This window comes from Marinobacter sp. 1-3A, assembly GCF_016597775.1.
Classification (GTDB): domain Bacteria; phylum Pseudomonadota; class Gammaproteobacteria; order Pseudomonadales; family Oleiphilaceae; genus Marinobacter; species Marinobacter xiaoshiensis.
The window spans coordinates 1-17,800 of the sequence record NZ_VCGZ01000012.1 but is presented as its reverse complement, the minus strand read 5'-3'; the positions used below and the strand labels follow the sequence as shown (position 1 = coordinate 17,800).

Annotated in this window: 16 protein-coding genes and 1 tRNA gene; 9 read left to right on the top strand and 8 right to left on the bottom strand. The window is 52.4% G+C overall.

The genetic code is table 11. The features are described 5' to 3' along the window. Positions 1 to 23 precede the first annotated feature (23 nt). Positions 24 to 2,054 (top strand): NAD-dependent DNA ligase LigA, encoded by a 2,031-nt coding sequence (ligA, locus tag FE848_RS16480; protein WP_200204946.1) that lies wholly within the window; start codon positions 24 to 26, stop codon positions 2,052 to 2,054. 191 nt (positions 2,055 to 2,245) lie between these two features. Next, the gene (locus tag FE848_RS16475; RefSeq protein WP_200204945.1) at positions 2,246 to 4,972 is read left to right on the top strand and encodes a hypothetical protein; all 2,727 of its coding nucleotides are present in this window, start codon (positions 2,246 to 2,248) and stop codon (positions 4,970 to 4,972) included. Positions 4,973 to 5,000: 28 nt separating this feature from the next. Here the strand turns inward: FE848_RS16475 and FE848_RS18925 are convergent, their stop codons facing one another. The 3 genes from FE848_RS18925 to FE848_RS16460 all read right to left on the bottom strand — a co-directional run bounded on the left by FE848_RS18925 (position 5,001) and on the right by FE848_RS16460 (position 8,218). Further along, positions 5,001 to 5,633, bottom strand: a complete 633-nt coding sequence (locus tag FE848_RS18925; RefSeq protein WP_200204944.1) for a CBS domain-containing protein — start codon at positions 5,631 to 5,633, stop codon at positions 5,001 to 5,003. A gap of 76 nt (positions 5,634 to 5,709) precedes the next feature. Next, a complete protein-coding gene (gene mnmC, locus FE848_RS16465; protein WP_200204943.1) occupies positions 5,710 to 7,584 on the bottom strand; it encodes an FAD-dependent 5-carboxymethylaminomethyl-2-thiouridine(34) oxidoreductase MnmC in 1,875 nt (624 codons plus the stop codon). Positions 7,585 to 7,606: 22 nt separating this feature from the next. After that, positions 7,607 to 8,218, bottom strand: coding sequence for a peptidylprolyl isomerase (locus FE848_RS16460; RefSeq protein WP_200204942.1), 612 nt, complete (start codon positions 8,216 to 8,218; stop codon positions 7,607 to 7,609). Positions 8,219 to 8,434: 216 nt separating this feature from the next. Between FE848_RS16460 and FE848_RS16455 the strand changes: the two genes are divergently transcribed. Beyond that, on the top strand, positions 8,435 to 9,178 hold the full coding sequence (locus tag FE848_RS16455; protein WP_200204941.1) for a pilus assembly protein PilB: 744 nt from the start codon (positions 8,435 to 8,437) through the stop codon (positions 9,176 to 9,178). Here FE848_RS16455 and FE848_RS16450 read toward each other — a convergent pair whose 3' ends face one another. The 3 genes from FE848_RS16450 to flgA all read right to left on the bottom strand — a co-directional run bounded on the left by FE848_RS16450 (position 9,179) and on the right by flgA (position 10,883). Continuing rightward, positions 9,179 to 9,649, bottom strand: coding sequence for a flagella synthesis protein FlgN (locus FE848_RS16450; RefSeq protein ID WP_200204940.1), 471 nt, complete (start codon positions 9,647 to 9,649; stop codon positions 9,179 to 9,181). It lies immediately after the preceding gene. A 7-nt stretch (positions 9,650 to 9,656) separates the two neighbouring features. Beyond that, complete coding sequence (gene flgM, locus FE848_RS16445) at positions 9,657 to 9,983, bottom strand: flagellar biosynthesis anti-sigma factor FlgM (protein ID WP_200204939.1); 327 nt, start codon at positions 9,981 to 9,983, stop codon at positions 9,657 to 9,659. A 198-nt stretch (positions 9,984 to 10,181) separates the two neighbouring features. Then, a complete protein-coding gene (gene flgA, locus FE848_RS16440) occupies positions 10,182 to 10,883 on the bottom strand; it encodes a flagellar basal body P-ring formation chaperone FlgA (RefSeq protein WP_200204938.1) in 702 nt (233 codons plus the stop codon). A gap of 224 nt (positions 10,884 to 11,107) precedes the next feature. Between flgA and FE848_RS16435 the strand changes: the two genes are divergently transcribed. From FE848_RS16435 to FE848_RS16425, 3 genes are read left to right on the top strand one after another with little or no spacing between them, the layout of a single operon-like run. Then, on the top strand, positions 11,108 to 12,037 hold the full coding sequence (locus FE848_RS16435; RefSeq protein WP_200205023.1) for a chemotaxis protein CheV: 930 nt from the start codon (positions 11,108 to 11,110) through the stop codon (positions 12,035 to 12,037). Positions 12,038 to 12,076: 39 nt separating this feature from the next. Beyond that, positions 12,077 to 12,904 carry a CheR family methyltransferase gene (locus FE848_RS16430; protein ID WP_200204937.1) on the top strand — a complete coding sequence of 276 codons (828 nt, stop codon included), beginning with the start codon at positions 12,077 to 12,079 and terminating at the stop codon, positions 12,902 to 12,904. Positions 12,905 to 12,907: 3 nt separating this feature from the next. Beyond that, complete coding sequence (locus tag FE848_RS16425; protein ID WP_200204936.1) at positions 12,908 to 14,098, top strand: MFS transporter; 1,191 nt, start codon at positions 12,908 to 12,910, stop codon at positions 14,096 to 14,098. On the opposite strand, the gene FE848_RS16420 is transcribed toward FE848_RS16425, so the two are convergent. Together FE848_RS16420 and FE848_RS16415 are read right to left on the bottom strand one after the other, a co-directional pair. After that, the gene (locus tag FE848_RS16420; RefSeq protein ID WP_200204935.1) at positions 14,046 to 14,714 is read right to left on the bottom strand and encodes a cupin domain-containing protein; all 669 of its coding nucleotides are present in this window, start codon (positions 14,712 to 14,714) and stop codon (positions 14,046 to 14,048) included. The genes FE848_RS16425 and FE848_RS16420 overlap by 53 nt on opposite strands. Before the next feature lie 26 nt (positions 14,715 to 14,740). Continuing rightward, complete coding sequence (locus FE848_RS16415) at positions 14,741 to 15,271, bottom strand: hydrolase (protein WP_200204934.1); 531 nt, start codon at positions 15,269 to 15,271, stop codon at positions 14,741 to 14,743. Between the two features lie 211 nt (positions 15,272 to 15,482). On the opposite strand from FE848_RS16415, the gene FE848_RS16410 reads away from it, so the two are divergent. The 3 genes from FE848_RS16410 to FE848_RS16400 all read left to right on the top strand — a co-directional run bounded on the left by FE848_RS16410 (position 15,483) and on the right by FE848_RS16400 (position 17,632). Then, positions 15,483 to 15,573 (top strand) — tRNA-Ser (locus FE848_RS16410). 95 nt (positions 15,574 to 15,668) lie between these two features. Continuing rightward, positions 15,669 to 16,964 carry a tyrosine-type recombinase/integrase gene (locus FE848_RS16405; RefSeq protein WP_200204933.1) on the top strand — a complete coding sequence of 432 codons (1,296 nt, stop codon included), beginning with the start codon at positions 15,669 to 15,671 and terminating at the stop codon, positions 16,962 to 16,964. A 173-nt stretch (positions 16,965 to 17,137) separates the two neighbouring features. Continuing rightward, positions 17,138 to 17,632: a tyrosine-type recombinase/integrase gene (locus tag FE848_RS16400; protein WP_200204932.1), complete on the top strand. Its 495-nt coding sequence runs from the start codon at positions 17,138 to 17,140 to the stop codon at positions 17,630 to 17,632. The last annotated feature ends 168 nt before the right edge of the window (positions 17,633 to 17,800 follow it).

Below are 17,800 nucleotides of genomic sequence, written 5' to 3'. Positions count from 1 at the left end.
TTGACAGCCAAGAGCACCAAGCTATGAACAAGCCGTTACCGGAAACTATCAAACGGGTAGAGGAATTGCGTTCTGCCCTTGATGAACACAATTACCGGTATTACGTGCTGGATGATCCCGGCATCCCGGACGCAGAGTATGACCGCCTGTTCCGGGAACTTCAGGCCCTCGAGGCAGAGCACCCGGAACTGGAATCTGCGGACTCGCCTACTCAGCGGGTAGGAAGCAGTGCGGAAACCAGCTTTGAGGAAGTTGTTCATCGCTTGCCCATGCTGTCGCTCGACAATGCTTTCAATGAAGACGAACTCCGTGACTTTGACCGTCGGGTCCGGGAGAGGTTGGGGACAGATAAAGACGTTGAATATGTTTGTGAGCCCAAGCTGGATGGCCTGGCGGTCAGTCTGCATTACGAACACGGTTCCCTCACGCGGGCGGCAACCCGGGGTGATGGTTATGCCGGCGAAGATATCACCGCTAATATTCGCACTATCCCATCGGTGCCATTGCGGCTCAGAGGCAGTGATGTTCCGGATCTTGTGGAGGTAAGAGGTGAGGTTTACATGCCTCTTGCCGGTTTTGAGGCGCTGAATTCGAGGCTGGAAAACCAGGGCGAAAAAGCTTTTGTAAACCCTCGCAATGCAGCGGCCGGAAGCTTGCGGCAGAAGAAATCAACGGTCACTGCACGACGGCCACTGGAAATGTGCGCATACAGTGTTGCGGTTACAGATGAGAGCTTGTTGCCGGACACACAGTGGGAGGGTTTGCAGCAGGTTCGGCGATGGGGATTCCGGATTAATCCTGAAATGCGTAAGGCTGTGGGCGCAGCGGAATGCCTGGAGGCTTACGAAGAACTACTGCAAAAACGCGGTGAGCTGCCCTATGAAATAGACGGCATCGTATTCAAGGTAAACCGCTTGGAGTACCAGCAAGCCCTGGGGTTTGTTTCCCGTGCACCTCGCTGGGCTATTGCCCAGAAATTCCCCGCTCAGGAAGAGTTGACGGTTGTGGAAGATGTTGAGTTTCAGGTAGGGCGCACTGGTGCTGTTACACCGGTTGCGCGCTTGAAACCGGTGTTTGTGGGGGGGGTGACGGTGAGCAATGCCACTCTCCACAACATGGATGAAATACGCCGTCTGGATGTTCATATTGGCGACACGGTATTTATCCGCAGAGCTGGTGACGTTATTCCAAAAGTTGTGAAGGTTGTTCTGGAAAAGCGCCCGGCACACGCACCGTCGGTTGAGCTACCCAAACAATGTCCGGTCTGTGACTCAGATGTTATCCAGATTGAAGGCGAAGCAATCGCACGTTGTTCTGGTGGCCTGTTTTGTCCTGCCCAAAGAAAAGAAGCTATCCGCCACTTTGCCTCCAGAAAAGCCCTGGATATCGAGGGGCTTGGCGATAAGTGGATCGATATTCTGGTTGACCAGAACATGGTCAAGACCGTTGCAGATATCTACCTTTTAACTACCAAAGACTTGACCCGCCTGGAGCGAATGGGTGAAAAGTCGGCGGCTAATCTGATTGAAGCCATTGATCGCTCCCGGCGGCCAGTGCTCTGGCGCTTTCTTTACGCGCTGGGGATTCGGGAGGTGGGTGAAGCAACGGCAAAGTCCCTTGCATCGCATTTCGGCACTCTGGAAGCCATAGCAGAAGCAGGCGAAGATGCGCTCATTGCAGTACCCGATGTTGGGCCAATTGTCGCTGGCCACATCAAGAGCTTTTTCGCACAGCCACATAACCGTGAAACTCTCCAGGCTCTTCGCGCTGCGGGTGTGGAATGGCAGGAAGAACACATTACCACCGGCGAGAGGCCCCTCCAGGGGCAAACCTGGGTGCTGACTGGCACCTTATCCGGGTTGACTCGCGATGAGGCCCGGGCAAAGCTGGAATCCCTCGGTGCGAAGGTGGCTGGCAGCGTGTCGAAAAAAACCTCCTGTGTGGTGGCAGGCGAGGCCGCGGGCTCCAAACTCACAAAAGCCGAACAACTTGGCGTTCAGGTTATGGATGAAGCGGCTTTGGTGGATATGCTTAAGGAACACCAGCTGTTATAAGCACTGGCTTCACAGTTTTTGGGCAACTGCCGCAACGAAGTTTGGCTGGCCGGTGAATCTGAGAACTCGCGCAGATACCCCGTTTCCGAAACTGGCTAACATGGAGTCACTATGTAACTGTGTGTAAATCGGTGGTTTCTGCCAGGGTATACGCACTGCTATAACAACAACGTTCTGAAACGGATTTTTCCATGCGCGCCGAGTTGTTTCCCCGCCCTGTCACCGCTTTGCAGGTGAGTATTGTTCTGTCGCTTACGCTCATTGCTGCGGGCTGTAAAACCGAGAAGGACCCTGACCAACCAACTATTCTGGGTATTCCACCAGCGGTTGCCTACTTGGGCGTTGAGTATTATTACAACTTTGGTGCTTATGGCGGTGAGGACATACTTGATTACTCGCTGACCAATGCGCCTTCCTGGCTGGCTTTGGAAGACACCAGTAACAAAGCGCGACAAGGCATTATCATGCGTGGTGTGCCCGGCTTGAGTGGTGGTGCCCGAGGTGATGCAGATCTGGGTAAGCTGAAGAATATCAATCTGGTTAGCACTGATGGGCGAATGGCAGGCTCAATGCCTTTCGATATTGAAGTAAAATACAACGTGCTTTCGCTCGAAGCCGAGACGTTTACAGAAGGTGAATCGCCCTCAATTCCAGACAGTAATCGGGAGCGCTGCGAGTTGCCCGATCTGGAAACTCCTGGTGAACACAGTTTTACCGTTAATACCTATGATCCTAATGGTGCAGTTACTGCAACTCCCCTTGATCTTACGTTGCCCACCCGGCCGGTTTTCGTAAAAGTACTGCTGGATCGTCCATCAGTAACTCGCGTGGCTGTCGCTTTCGAGTTGAAATCGGACTACGACCCACAAAATTGCGATCCGAACTATTCCGCGCCGCATCAACGTTGTGATCATAGCCGTGCCAACACTGGCGATGCTATCCCCGGTACCGATATTGTAGCCTTGGGCAGTGGTAGTGGAGCTCTGCTCGAAAACATCCCCTACCTCACATATGAAACTGACACATCAGGGACTTATCCCGGTGTATATACAGGTGGCGTAATCACCTTCGAACCCGGCATTACCGAATGCTACATTCGACTGGAAGTTGTGGATGATAGTTTTGCCGAGCCTACAGAAGTTGCGCAGTTACACCTGACAGAAGTGCGCTCTGGCCTTGCTGCGGTTGGACCGACCAATGAGGGTGCGCGCACCAACCTTGTCATTGATGACAACGAACCAAAGGTAACTCTTGAGACGGCCAAAGGTGGAGCACGGGATGCGCTGAATGTGGGCGATTCCCGTACCTATATGGCGCGCCTGACCGGTGAACGGAATGGGGAGGTTCGTGCGAAGCTGGGTCATACGGAAGATTCGTCAGCGCGCTTGAATACCGAATTTAGAACCAATCTTCTGAACGACGAGTTGGTTTTCCCCGAGGGCACGGATGAAGTTAGCTTCACAGTGACTGTTGAGAACCCGGCTTCCTACTTCAATGCCGGTCCCGATGATCGTTTTATACTGCTTGGTTTGGATACGCTCTATCAGCTCGGCCGAGAGAGCTACGCCCGAGCTGAAAGCGAAGACATGCTTCGCGTCAGCATTAATGAGCTGAGATGGCCATTGACCGTTGGCTCCAGCGCTGGCTTTGTTGCAACAGATGTTGCGGTAGGGCATGGGGGCAAAATGTTCGTAGGTGGGTACGATAGCAGCGATAGTGGCCGTGTATTCGTGAAGATATACGACCAGAAAGGGGATTTGCTGCAGCAGCTTCCAGTCTCGGAGCCCGGCGACCAATTGGCAGCACCGGATCCGGTAGTTGGCGTGGCAAGACGTGAGGTGGTTCAAAATAATATCCGTACGATCCGTTATGAACTTGTAGTGGCATACACTGCGGAGGGCCCGGCCAGTGGTACGACCGGGATCGGCGGGAAGGATGTTGTTTCCTCGTTGTATTGGTATGACGAGGCAACTAATGCTGGTGAGTACGTGGAAATCTGGACAACTCGCACTGGTACAGATTCCGACGACATAGTTCGTTGGGCGGGTATCAATCCTGCAAGCGGTTTTGTCGTGCTGGCTGGCGAAACCGAGGGTGTATGGCCGAATCAAACATCTGCTGGCGGTTTTGACAGCTTCCTGCAGCGTATAGATTCATTGCCTGACGGGAACACCTTTGCTCCGACATTAGCCTGGACTCGCCAAGCGGGGTCCATTGGAGACGACCGTGTTGCTGGCGCAAGGGCTTCGGGGCTAAGTCCGATATTGTTTGGCTCTGCCACGGGTATGGTCAATGGTGAGCCCTCGTTGGGCGGCGAAGATGCCTATTTTTACAGTGCGGTATCGAAAGAAGGTGAACTTAACGTGCGCCAGCGGGGCACAGATGCAAATGAGCATGTTACTGATGGCGTAGCAGAAGGAACCACTTTGTGGTTGCTAGGAAACAGCGACCACCAATACACCGTAGTACAGGACGGCGAAGACAATTTGAGTCTGACAAGTCAATCAGGCTCCAGCCCGAGTGGCTTCATACTGGGCTATACAATCGACGGCGAGATTGTTCGGTCCTTTAACATGAATGATGAAAGCGACGTTTCTGGCGAGCAGTTTGCGGCACTAACCAGCTTTTTCGGAGACTTGATTGCCGGAGGCGTTACTGATGGTGATTTCACCGGCTCAGCATTAACCAGCGGCTCACAAACCGGGATCGTTACCCGGGTGTCTCTGGTACCCGAAGACGAACCGGGTGCAGAAGCTCCGGCATACCGTAACGAGTGGCGCTTTCAGATGAATACTGTGAATTCGGAAGTTACAAGGCTGGCTAATTACCGGGATGACGAAGTGGTGGCTCTGGCACGTATTGGGGCGGACTGGACGATATTGCTGCTAAGTCCTGAAGGTGCGCTGCTGACACCCTAGTCTGCAGAATGTTTGCTGCTCTTGATATTCAAACACTACCCTGCTGTCCGCCCACGCTGGCGTACAGGCGAAGGTAGTCAGTGCTGGTAACAACACCCATGGGTTCGCCTTTGGCATCAATCACAAGGGCGGCATTAAGTTGGTGTGCCAGCATCAGTCTTGCTAGCTGGTGAGCATCTGTTTCAGGAGAGGCCGTAAGGAATGCTGGCAACTCTATTTGAGTCAGGCTTTGATTCATTGCATCGGCTTGGTGTTCGTGGAGCCATGCCAGAAGCCATTGCTGGGCTACCAGCCCCGCAATGTGCGTATCTGCCGTTACCACCAGATGATTGGCGCCTTGCTCGTCCAGCATGGTGATCGCTTCGGCTACCGTCGCAGAGGCGGGTAATGAGTAGAGTACAGGTGAGCAGATGGACGATACCGGCAGATAGGGCCGTTGGTCTTTGCGCTCTCCTGAAGCGGCAGCGCCATACTCTTCCAGTGCACGATGTCGACCCGACCGTGCAGCAAGCTGAAACTCGGCATCCGTAGCTTCGCCACGCTCAGGATTGATGGCCTGGCTCTCTGTCAGCTCGCTGACATCACCCACGCGTCGCCCCCGAAATACTTCCGGCAACCTTGTCCCTACTGGACGACCTGGTTCGCTAACAAAAATGGACACCTGTCTTACCCTCTGGAGAACAGACCTATCTGTTATGTGTATCGGCGCCTTGGCGCGGAGCATTAGCTAAAATTGATTACGAAGACGCCACATTTGGCCTGTGCATACGGCCAGTAGCCAGTTTTTTGGCCAGGGACTCGGGCAGAGCAGTTGGTTGCCCGGTAACCTGATCTGCAACAAATTCTGCAAGCAGGGGCGCATAGGTAAGACCCTTGCTACCCAGGCCCGTAAAAAGGTAAAGCCCCGCCGCAACGACTCCGTCTTCGTCATAGAAGGGGCCTGCAACCGGTTGATAATCATGGGTTGTGCACCGAAACCCAACACGGCCACCAAGTTGCTCTGGCAGATCCTCGCTTGCCATGTGGGGTGGCATCATTTGCGGAGCCATGGCAGAAAGGGCCCGGATATTCTCACGGTGGCTTTCGGTTGTGGGATATAGTTCATGGCTGTGAAGATCAAAGGTGGCGCCAATCACCGCCTGCTGCTGACCTTCAAGACCGTGGGCAGGGTTGAGGTACCGAGCTCCACAGATAACTGCTCGGTGGCGGGTGGCAAGGGGTTCAGGTAGATGAGTGACCTGCCCCCGAATGGCCTTGAAGCGAAACGTACCTGAGCCTGGAATCAGTTGCGGGCTCAGGTGCCCGGCACAAATAACAACTCTGTTCGCTGTGATGTTCGGGCTGTCAGTGTTTGGTGTGAACAGAAGCCATTCATCACCGGAGGCAGCCATTTGCCTTATGGAGCAACCAAACAGTTTTTGTATGCGAGGGTGCACGGTAAGTGCCTTGCAGAGATTGCTTGGCTCAAGCCACCCGTTGCCCGGAAACCACAATCCACCGCTCTCCAGTGTTGCGCCAGTCAGTACTTCTGCTTTTTCCCGGGATACTTGTTGCAGGACATCTTGCGGGTATTGGTTGCGCTCGATAAACCGGCGCTGACGATCCTGCTCGTTGTCATTCCAGGCTAGTTGAAGCAGGCCAGTAGGATGCCAAAATGGCCCTCCATGAACCCTGTAATAGCGCTGACTGAACGTCAGCGCAGAGAGTGCGAGTTGGGTCTGGTGATTAAATTCCACGCCTAGCTTGACGTACATCGCTCCTTGCAGGTTTCCGGAGGCGGCGGAACCAGCGTCGTTTGCGGAGTCAACGAGCGTGACGGAATAGCCTCGTTGCGCAAGGTTGTTTGCAAGCAGGCAGCCTGCAATGCCGGCGCCAATTACTGCAACAGAAAAGCCTGATTCCACAGGCTTGCCGTGTGTCAGAGAAGGCTGATCTTCGGGCTGAAAGACTCCGCTGAAACTACCAGGCTGAACGTCGGGTTTATCGCAGGAGATTTTGTGAAATCCTGCTTCTTCGAGCGCGAACTGGAATGCCTTGTTAGCTTTTACGGCAGCGAGTGTGGTGCCGGGCTTGCTGTGCTTGCAGACGTGTTTGATGGTCTTGTTTGGGTCTACTTCCCCGCTTGCGGCGTGCGAGCAGTCGTCAAGAAACCAGGCGTCGACCATAAAAGATGGAGTGTCGTAAGCTTTGTGCGTATCACCGAATATAAGGGTCAGGCGCACACTGCCACCAGCCAATACCAAGCGGTGGGTGCCACGAATCAGTGCCGGGTAGTTGGCAATCAGTTCAGCTGAGACGTTGTTCAGCTCTGGCCACCGGGAAAGCACTTTTTCAAGATCTTCACGGCTTAGCGGAAACGGTACAGCGGAGACAAAATGCAGAGTGGCTGAATGCGATGGACCAAAAGCTTGCCAAGCCTGCCATGTGGCAAGAAAATTAAGGCCCGAGCCGAAACAGTTTTCGGCAACCACAAAATGACCTGCCTCCGGAACCCCAGAAAAACGTGCGGGCAGTTGATTGAGCTCGATGTATGCCTGACTGGATTCTGACATGCCATCGAACCAGCTCATTTCCCCTGGCGTTATAGCGGGCGGAACAGGTGAGCGGTTCATGGCGGTGCCGGGCCGTGTTGCGTTACTCAACCAGAGTAACGCTTTCAATGATTACAGGGGTTACGGGCACATCGGCCATTCCACGCACACGTGCAGTTTTCACTCCGGCAATATTGTCTACCACGCCCATTCCGGCTGTTACCTTTCCAAAAACTGCGTAGCCGGCTCCCCGAACACCCGCATTCAGAAAATCGTTGTTTGCGACGTTAACGAAAAACTGGGAAGTGGCAGAATCGGGAGCATTCGTCCTTGCCATAGCAACAGTGCCACGTAGATTAGGCAGTGTTGGGGAGGCTTCGTTTCTGATGGGTGAATGGGTGTCCTTACGGGTCATGTCTTTTGTAAACCCGCCGCCCTGAATCATGAATCCCGGTATAACCCGGTGGAAAATTGTGCCGTCAAAAAAACCTTCACGGGCATACTGCAGAAAATTTTCTACGGTTTCCGGAGCTACGTCTGGGCGAAGTTGCAATTCGATAGCACCCTGGTTGGTCAGGATGCGCACTTTTGGCAATTCCTGGTTTGCACTATCTGCATTGGTCTGGGCGCTTGCATTAAGTGTAACCAGCGACAGGCCAAGAAACATAAGTACGACCTGGATCACAATGCTCAAGGGTTTTACCAAATTTGTCATTACCGGGATCTCGCTTAGTGTAGTCGTGAGTGAATTTCCTGTAATAATCAGGGAAGTTAATCAGTGCTCTGATCTTAACAGATATGTTTGATTTTACGGGATACACGTCTGAGCAGAATGTGCGGTTATCAGCTAATATTTTGGTACTAATTAAGTAGTAACTTACTCACCGGGCCGGGTTGTACGGTAATCACTGCGGGAAATGGGAGAGGCTTAGTGAGATTCCATAAAGGGTTTGAGGAAAAGTCACGACTCGGGCGGTTGCTGGTTAATCGTGGTTATTTGTCAGAGAGCCAGGTTGAGGAGGGGCTCAGACTACAGCGTGAGAGCGGTATACGGCTGGGTGAGGTGTTCATCACGGCAGGCTGGATAACCGAGAAAGAACTCGGCCGTGTGTTGAAGCACCAGTCCCGTTATCGTAGCGCTGCCGCAATGGTCACCATGGCAACACTACCATTTCAGCCTTTGGTTACATTTGCAGCGAGTAATAACGCCAATGCCGCTCAGGTGGCAGAAGCCGGTCAGCTATTTGATGCGGCTGGAATGTCGCCGCTGACAGAGGATGAGCTGTCGGCAGTTGCGGGACAAGGCAACAGCTCTTTGTTTGATCGGGTTGATATTGTCAGCAGTATGGCTGGCGGCTCTGGTTCCGACGAGGGTGCCGGCCAAGTGGAGCCGGATGTCATAGAAGGCATGAAGCTCACAGCCAATGTGTTTTTCCCGGTACTTAATGTTCTGGATTCAGACCTTACGATCACCGGAGTTCATTATCGTGAAGGGGAGCCACGTTACACGGTGGCAGAGAATGGCCGGGTATCCATGGCATTCCCTGAGCGAATTGAGGAGATCCGCATGGACAACATTCGGGTCAGGGGTGGGGGTAGCCCATCCATGGGCAACGTCAGTATTCAGGACATCAGCTTTCACCCCGATTCCAGAATGACTATCTATACGAGATAATCAGGCGCTGGCAAGCACAGTTCGGCTTGATACGGTTGTTTGCTGGCCCTTTGCACCATATAGTTTTTGCTGGCCTGAGGCGCCCCGGAATATGTCTGTAAGCCGGGTAAGGCGTTTTTGAAGATGGTTTATGATACGCCCGTTATTCTCATTGAGAACATGGCATTCCCGAAGCTTTGAATCGGCTTCTTGCCAAAGGGCGTAAAGCTCATCAAGTCCGGCACTGCGAATAAAGCGGGAGGGGTCGCCAGAGTCTGGTCGAAACCCCATTGCCACAAGCGTGCGGATTTTTTGCTTGGCACGTTCTCGAATTTCCCCCAAGACCGCGTTTTTTTCTCGCGTCAGAGTATCGAGTGCTTTTGTATCAGAGCCGGACAGGCAAGTTTTTTCGTTCTTCAGGATATCCGCCAAGGTTTCAAGCTGACGGATATCCAGCGAAAGGAGATTCTTCAGATCATCAATTGCAGCCATGATTTACTCACCCAAAAATGCTTTCATCCATATCAAGCATTTTTTGGGCCAGTTTTTCTGCATCAATTTTATAGGTGCCGTTTTCCAAGGCTGAACGAATTTGCTCGATTCGCTCGTCATCCATTTCAGGATAATCCCCCAGCTTTTGCTCCAGCTGCTTGAGGTTTCGGGCCTGGCTGCTCAGGTTTACGTTTTCGCCGCGGGCACTCTGAGCCTTGGCATTTGCCTGCTCGGGGGCTGCTTGCTTGGCGCTCTGAGCATTAGCGGACTTGTCGGCCGTGGTTCTCTGGGTGTTGACCTGGCCTTGGCCAATTCCATTTAAGTCAACTGACATATCAATACCTGCTTTACGGTGACGCCACACATGTTGTGGGCTGACTCTGGTTTATATCCACTTAACGGCTAGTGGCTGGCATACTTTAGGGGCAAATTATCAAATCTTGTTAACATTTTGTCACAAACCTGATCCCGCCTTGGGCGGGGTGCTCCGCCGGCATGTTTTTGCCGCCGGAAGGGGGTTGCCGTGAGCATGTCACATCGGCACTTCAACATGCCCGGGAGCGGTTACATTCGCCTTTACCGTGCGGGCTGAGCCAAGGTTTTCCACAAGTACTTGCTCACCCACCGACGCACTGGCCAGAGCCTTACCGCGGGAGCGCACTGAAAAGGGCCCCCGGCGGGCGGTAATAATAACATGATCGCCGCGGCTGACAGCGATTGGTGCGTCCAGAAGATCAGGAGTGAGTACCGAGCCGGCGTTTACGGGCCGGCGTATAATCATGCCCTCAATCATCTGTGAATCAGTTATTATTCCCCGTCGGCTGGCGTTAAGCACAACATCGCGGGTTTCAAGCATGTTGCCTGTTACGCGTTCACCTCTTCCGAGCGGGCGGGCAGCGACCAGGGCAGGGCCACTGATGGATACCGTGGTCGTTACAAACATTCGCCACGGGCGATCGCCGGCGCAAGCTATCTGAACTGACGGGTGTTCACTTTTCCATGGATCACCTGTGAACTCTATATCCAGATCGTCAGAGCAGGCGGCTAATGCAAGCCTGTTGTCAATGTTGCCGGTCTCAAAGGCAACTTTGTAGCCTCTTTCGGTCTGGGTTGCGGCAAAGGTCTCAAGGAATGCTGCTGTTGCTTCGCGAATCTCGTCGGCGGTTGTTCTTGCCTGCACTTGGTTGGCGAATGTCGCTGCGAGCATGATCCATACTAAAAGCTGGGTGCGCATATCTGCTGGTTTGTCCTATGCTGTCAGTAATACGGCAAATGCTACTGAAAATACCTAAGGATTGCGGCGTTCTGGCCGTTAAACAGGCCTGACCGCTTTCAGGCGACGTTATCGCGTCGTCCTGACAACTTAACGTAATAGAAAGCAAAATGTATGCCGGTGCTAATTACTGGATAGAAAGCAAAATGTATGCCGGTGCTAATTACTGGCCAGGGGAGACTGCGATGGCAGGGGTATTGGATAGTGTAAATCAGCGCACGCAGCTGGTCGGACAAAACCGTCTTGAGCTCCTGCTTTTCCGTTTACGTGGGCGTCAGATATACGGCATCAATGTCTTTAAGGTGAAGGAAGTGCTGCAGTGCCCCAAGCTGTATTCCATGCCTAACAGCCGTGCGGTGGTTCGTGGTGTGGCACATACTCGGGGTGAAACCATTCCGGTTATTGATCTGAGTATGGCTATTGGCCTGCCGGGTATTCCTCAGGAGGAGTTGCCCAATAGTTTTGTGATCATCACTGAGTACAACCGAAAGACCCAGGGTTTTTTGGTTACGGGCGTCGATCGGATCCTGAATATGAATTGGGAAGACATTCTTCCTCCTCCTAAGGGGGCGGGTAAGGATATCTATCTTACAGCTGTCACTAAAATTGATGACAAGTTGGCGGAAATCATAGATGTAGAGAAGATTCTTTCCGAAGTTTCTCCGATTAGCGATGATGTGACTGAAGCAGTTCGGAGTAAAAGTGCGGAAAGAGTGACGGGGCATCTGCCAGTTCTGGTGGTGGATGACTCTTCGGTTGCACGCCGGCAAATAGAGCGCTGTCTTACAGCCATTGGCATGGAAGTAATATTGCGGAACGATGGGAAACAGGCGCTCGAATACCTCAAGGAAGTGACGGCGGATGGCTCAAAGGCAACCGATCATTTTTCATTGATTATCTCGGATGTGGAAATGCCCGAAATGGACGGGTATACACTGGTCACGCGAATCAAGAGTGATCCCGCACTCAGTGGGCTGTTTGTTATGCTCCATACTTCACTGAGCGGTGTGTTTAACAAGGCGATGGTGAAGAAAGTCGGTGCTGATGATTTTATGGCAAAGTTCAGTCCGGATGAGCTGGCTGAACGGATCATGGAAGTGTTAGACCAGAGCTGACGCTTTTTCGGCAGGAAATTCATACAGAACTGAGATCCAATGAAAGCAGAAATTACCCCACAGGAATATGAAGCCTTCAAATCGTTCCTGCAGGATGCGTGTGGTATTTTGCTGGGCGAAAACAAGCAGTACCTAGTGAAAAGCCGTTTGCGGCGGATATTGGAAGAAAACGATCTGAATTCTCTGGGTGATCTGCTTGGGCTTTTGAAAAAATCTGGCAGGGCAAGCCTCAGAGAGGTGGTGATCGATGCAATGACCACCAACGAAACCCTGTGGTTCCGTGATAATCATCCTTTCCGTATTCTCCAGGAAAAACTGCTCCCTGAGTTTGCCGAGCGCTCGCCTGCGACCCCATTGCGAATTTGGTCAGCTGCCTGTTCGACGGGTCAGGAGCCATACTCGGTTGGTATGATTGTGGATGAGTTTCGGCGCCAGAAGCCCGGCAAACTACGCAATGTTAAGGTAACTGCGACGGATATATCCAAAAGCGTGCTTGAAGTCGCCCGCCGAGGTGAGTACGAGATGATCGCTATTGGCAGGGGCTTGTCACCTGAACGTCAGAGAGAATTTTTTACACCTTCTGCAAATGGCGGCTGGCAGATTCGGCCCGAAATCAAAAGCATGGTGGAGTTCAAGGAGCTTAACCTCCTCGAGCGCTATATGCTGGGCAAGTTCGACATTGTCATGTGCCGCAACGTGTTGATCTATTTCTCTGCAGCCCACAAGAAGGATATTCTCACCCGTATCCACGCCACCCTCAATCCCGGAGGCTATCTGATTTTGGGCGCATCAGAGTCGCTTAATGGCTTGCCGGACCTTTACGAAATGGTTCAGTGTCACCCCGGAATCATTTACAGGAAAAAATAAGCAATGCCTTTCAACGTATGGGTGCTGGTAGCTGCCCAGGCGCTGGCCATGTGCACAGCGCCTTTTATTGTGTTTATAGGAAGCATCCAGGGGCGTCTGTTGGCGCCGGCCGCGGAATACGCAACGCTGCCTGTCGGATTGGTGGTGGTGGGCACTGTACTTGCAATCAAGCCTGCTACCTGGTTGATGGAGCGGCTGGGGCGCAAGCAGGTAATGCTGTTTGGAACCTCTATGGGGATGCTGGCGGGCATTCTTGGCGCCCTGGCTTCGTGGTTGGCCCTGTTCCCATTGCTTTGTCTGGCGGCAGTGGTTGGTGGAACCGGGCTGGCAGTGGTGCATCAGTATCGCTTTGCTGCGATGGAATCAGTGCCTCCCAGCATGGCTGGGTCAGCTGCTTCGCGAGTGTTGCTTGGCGGTCTCATTGCTGCCTGGCTTGGGCCTGAGATTGCGGCACTAGGCAGTGGGGCGGGAACAGATCATCCGTTTCTCACAAGCTGGCTTGCGCTGGCGGCTGTCCAGTTTGCAGCGCTTGTAATACTGGGGCTGGGTTATCGGGCGAAGAGTGAGTTGGTAAGGGCTGCTCACGCGAGCGGCGGCGGCCGGCCAATGAAAAAAATTCTCGCCAACCCGCTGATCTGGGTGGCCATCAGCGGCGCTGCGATCGGCTATGCCGTGATGAGCTTTATCATGACGGCAACGCCACTCAGCATGACGGAAATGGCGGGGCATGATCTGGATGATGCCAAGCGTGTTATCCAGCTGCACATCATGGCCATGTATTTGCCATCGCTCATCAGTGGCTGGCTTACACGGGTTGTCGGTATACCCCTTATGATGGTGGCCGGGCTTCTTGCTTATCTTGGGTGCATTGTTCTGGCTGCCAGCGGTATCGAATTTCACCATTATCTTTCGGCGCTGGTGTTGCTGGGTATTGGCTGGAACTTTCTGTTTGTGGGCGGCACCACATTGTTGCCGCGTGGCTATACAGATGCGGAACGGTTCAGGGTTCAGGGCCTCAACGATGTGTTCGTGTTCGGCTCCCAGGCCACAGCGGCCTTGTCGGCCGGGGTAATACTGTCATGGGTTGGCTGGTCTGCGCTCGTCATGGTCGCTGTACCCTTCCTGGTCATCCACGGGCTGCTTATGGTGTTCTGGTTAACTCGAGGGGCAGGTGGCCGGTCTTTACCCAGATAACCGTCTCTTGCTCCACAAACGGGTGGTGCTGGCTCAAGTGCGGGCTCCTTATCCATGTACCTTCAGGATAGCGCCCGTACTCGTCACAAAACTCACCTGAAAGAACGAATATTTCTTCGCCTCCGAAGTGTCGGTGAGGCTGAAATATTTCATTGGCGGGCCATTTCACCAGCGCTACATGCTCGTGCTCAAATTCATGCAGCGGCATTACTTCAAGGCCACCGATCCCGGGTAACCAGTCGGTATTGCTGGTGTCGACTCGCACGGTGCTGAGGTCTCGTTCATCAAACTGGTGCAGCTTTACCAGTAAAGTACAGCCAGGCTTGCTGAACGGGGCGTGCCCGCTTCCGGGCGGGTTTCTCAAGTAGGTGCCGGCAGGGTAATCACCATTTTCGTCCGAAAATACACCTTCCAACACCAGGATTTCTTCGCCGAGAGGGTGTTCATGCCGGCTGAATGAGGCGCCAGGCTCATAGCGAACAATGCTGGTAGCATGGCCTCGCTCGGCTTCCTCCCTTGCTAACGGCTTTCTGACAACGCCGCTGGCAGGGCTGGCAAGCCATTCCTGTTCGTTTGTGTGGATGACCACCCTGCGGTCAAAATCCATGTTCAGCATTATGTGCCTCTTCGAGAACTATCGAGTTACTTGATTAACATCTGAATATCACGGAAGGCGGGGTGCTTGCAGTGCCCCATCCATTCAAAGGCAGCCATTTCGACTGTGACAATACGGGCGCCGCTCGCGCTGAGCCGATCAAGGGCGACATCCCGATCGAACTCGTTCCGGGACCCTGTAGCATCGGCAACAACCCATACCTTGTAACCCGCATCAATCAGGCTGAGGGCCGTTTGCATCATGCAAACATGGGTTTCGCAGCCGGCAATAATAATATGCTGCCGACCTTCGGGTAGGCTTTCCACCAATCCGTCGGGGCAGGCATCAAAGTGGTACTTTGCAAGCGTGTGGTGGCAAAGCTCCTTCACCGCCTCTACATTTGGCCCCAGTTTTTCTGGCAGCTGCTCGGTTGCCACAACGGGGATATCCAAAAGTCCTGCAATTGTTGCGAGGGTTATGCATCGGCTGACTACGTCCTGGCCATAGGCAATGGCTGGCATCAGCTTTTCCTGAACGTCTATCAGCAAAAGAATCGATTGGTCGGGTTTCATTAGCATGGATAGCCCCCCAGGCTTGGATAACATACTGAACAGATTGGAAATGCCATGATACTCCCAACGCGAGTAGCGAGCACCTTACTGCCTATTATTGGTGCAAACCGGAAATTTTGCCGGGATTTATCCCAAGGGAGTTGCCAAGCGCCCCTAAAACCATTAAAGTTTGCGCCCTCAAATGAGCGACGATATTGCTGATTTGAAACAGGTTATTGGAGAGGTGGCCGAGTGGCTGAAGGCGCACGCCTGGAAAGTGTGTATACGTTAATAGCGTATCGAGGGTTCGAATCCCTCTCTCTCCGCCATATTTTCTCCGGGAAGCCTTGCAGCGCAAGGCTTCCCGAGAAGAAAGGTTAGCTGAAGTTTATGTCCGTCTGGTGTAACAATCAGGTGGAACAATATGTACATTCAGCGCAGCAGTTTCGGTGTCTATTACACCCGAATTTCCCTCCCAAAATTTGCTCGTGAAAACGGGTTTCCCCATTCGATTCGAATCTCGCTTTTAACTAAGTGCCGGAAAACTGCGGTCAAGCGGAACGCTTTGGTCTGCGGCCAGATGCTCGAATTTTTGGACCGAGAAACCACGTTCTGTTCAAGAGAAGTATTTGATCGTGACACAGAGGCTCTAAGAAACGGTCTACACGGTTTTTTTGAAGAAACCCTTCCCAGCCTGCCAATCAATGCAAACTCACCTGAAAACCTATTGTTTTCGAGCTCCTCGACAGCCTCTGCCTCAAAAGTGAAAAAGGAAGGGTCCTTCCGGGACTTCGCTTGGCTGATTCGCTCGTACATCAAGTACAAGTCCCGAACTCGCGTCAGTCCCAAGTACTTGAAACAAGTCGAAGGACGTCTGAGACCGTTGATCGGTTTCTTCAACGATCGAAATCCGAGGAGCTTAAAGCTCACCGATGGCCTCAATTACCAGCATGATCTTCTCGGTAATGGCTGGAGCCCGAAGACAGTAAAGGAATACCTAAGTGTCGCCAGACAACTCTGTGCGTGGTGCGTCCAAATGGAGTACTTAAAACGCAACCCATTCGTGGGCGTGAAAGTCATCCTTCCAGAAAGCAAAGCAGCGCACGAACAGCGACAGATTTGGACCAAAGCACAGCTCCAGGACTTGTTTGCGCATAAAAGATTTTCAGACAGAGGTAGCGCCGATGACATGTGGGTTCCGCTCATCTTGTTGCATTCGGGTCTTCGTCCAAGCGAAGCCTGTCAATTGCGCGTCGAAGACGTGCGCAAATGCGAAAAGACAGGAATCTGGTACTTCAATGTGAGCGACGACGGCTGGAAGCAGAGAATAAAAACGCCCAACGCAAGACGCCAGGTGCCTCTGCACCGAGAGCTTTTGGAAAGAGGTTTTCTCAACTACGTTGCGGGTCGAACAAAATCGAGAAGAGTGCAGTTGTTCAATTGCTCCCCAACTGGCAAAGAAGAAGATTGGTCACGCAATTTCACTCATCGCTTCAACCGTTTCTTGTTAAATAAGCTTGGATATGCGGCAGGCAATCGACCTGGATCGTATAGCCTAAGGCATACTTTCGTGGATGCACTAAAACAGAAAGATGTTCCAGAGCATATCGTTGCTGAAATCGTCGGTCACTCCCAAACCTCAATCACATTCGGCCGATACGGAAAGCCCTCTGGCCTCAAGAAAAAAGCTGCTGTAATCAATTCCGTGAAATTATTTTAAGTCATGGTTTAAATTTCTTGGGAAGAGATAGTTAACGAAAAATCAATAAGCTATCTATCCCCCTTGCTCCTGCTTGTCAACTAAAGAGTTGACAAGCCCTTGATTTACAAAGAAAAAAGTTGACGAGTCGGCCTCTAGCGTTATGATGGTTGCTGAAACCAAAGGATATTTCAGTGAAACATACGACAAAACGTCTTCAACATTTCAAGCGTGGTGACGCCATTTCTGACACAGAGCTAGGTCGGGTCATCAACGAGTGGCTGGCGAGCAAATCCCTCGAACTTTCGGTTACAACGATGAGAGGGTATCGCTCGAAGGCAAAGTTGATCGATAAGCATTTTAAAACAAAAGGTCTCACGGCCCTGAAGCCTAGGTTCGTGAGAGAGTTTCTTGAGAAACTGATCCGTCGCGGATACAGCAACAAATCGGTGAATGAGTATCTCATCGTTTTGAGGGGTGTTTGTGGGCGTCTCTTAGAGTATGAAGTGATCGAGCAGGATCCGACTCGAAAGTTTAAAAACTATCGAACTGCTTCAAGTGAACCGGACCCTTATACTCAAGCGGAAATGCTCAAGATCTTTTCTGTTCATGACGCTACAGACTCTGAAATGGCGCTTGTTAAGCTAGGGCTGTTTACTGGTCTTCGTATCAGTGTAGTGGTCAACTAATCCCGGACAGTATTTTAAGGTTTTCCTCTGCTGCAACGGGAGAAATGCCACCGTTGAACGTATGAGGTCTTTGCCGGTTGTAGTAGTCCATCAGATAGCCACCAACATCTTTTTTGGCCTCAGGCAGATTCCGATATCCCAGGGCCGGTACCCACTCAGATTTCAGGC